Source organism: Vibrio sp. 1288 (genome assembly GCF_033344475.1).
This window is the reverse complement of the sequence record NZ_JAWPOX010000157.1, coordinates 1-1,025: the sequence shown is the minus strand read 5'-3', so window position 1 is coordinate 1,025 and position 1,025 is coordinate 1. Positions and strand designations below refer to the sequence as shown.

At 45.5% G+C, this 1,025-nt stretch carries 2 protein-coding genes; both read right to left on the bottom strand.

Annotated elements, in window-relative coordinates:
• On the bottom strand, positions 1 to 678 hold a 678-nt coding region (gene surE, locus R8O11_RS25305), incomplete at its 3' end, for a 5'/3'-nucleotidase SurE (protein ID WP_318194624.1).
• The coding region (truD, locus tag R8O11_RS25300; protein WP_318194623.1) for a tRNA pseudouridine(13) synthase TruD at positions 678 to 1,025 on the bottom strand (348 nt) is incomplete at its 5' end. The genes truD and surE, both read right to left, overlap by 1 nt.

The window sequence follows — 1,025 nt, the reverse complement described above, 5'->3', positions numbered from 1 at the left end:
TCGACCATGCTCAATCGCATAGAAGTCGGTACCTTCACCCGCATCTTGTTCTTTCCCCGGAGGCCCTAACCAATAGATATCATGCCCACGCGGATCTTTCTGCTTGATCATATTCTCTGCGTGATGACGAGCACCTAAACGGGTCACTTCGATTTCACCAAGACTCTCGAGAGGCAAATCAGGTACGTTTACGTTCAACAAACGGTTGGTTGGGATTGGCGCTGACAAGTGTTGCTCAACCAACTGTCGAGCAATTTTAGCAGCCGACTCAAAATGACGTTTACCAACCAGTGAAAATGCAATGGCTTGCACGCCAAGAAAGTGCCCTTCCATTGCTGCAGCGACGGTACCAGAGTACAGAACGTCATCCCCCAGATTTGCACCATGATTAATGCCAGATAATACAAGATCTGGCAGGTCATCTTTCATCAGCTCATTTAGAGCAAAATGAACGCAATCTGTCGGTGTCCCTTGAACCGAATAAGTATTAGGGGCAATTTCTGAGACTCGCAGAGGCTGTTCCAAAGTCAATGAGTTTGATGCCCCAGAACGATTTCGGTCTGGGGCAACAATGATCACTTCCGCGATGCTTCTCAGCTCATCCGCTAACGCGTGAACACCGTCGTCATTACTAATTAGAATTCTTAAAGGTTTTGTATTTAGTGAATCCAGTTCCATTAGTATTCTCTTTCTACTTTGACCTCATTCACCAACTCACGAACAATGGATGTGGCAAAAGAGCCTGCATCGAGTGAGAAGGTCAACGTAATATTGTTACCTTCAACGTTCCAAGCTAAGTCTTTTGGTTTGAGTGCGATTTCACGACGATCGTGACGCATACGATTCCCACGGATTAGAGCCATTAAATCAGGTTCTTCATCAATAAATGGTTGTTCTAATGCAAGTGCATCAGCTTGGGTCGGTAACGCATTATCACCCGCTAAAGCGGCAGTAATCTCAACTTCATTCAATGCAAGCTTGTTTTGCATATCAGCAAGGTTATTCGCATCAACAGCCAACAATCC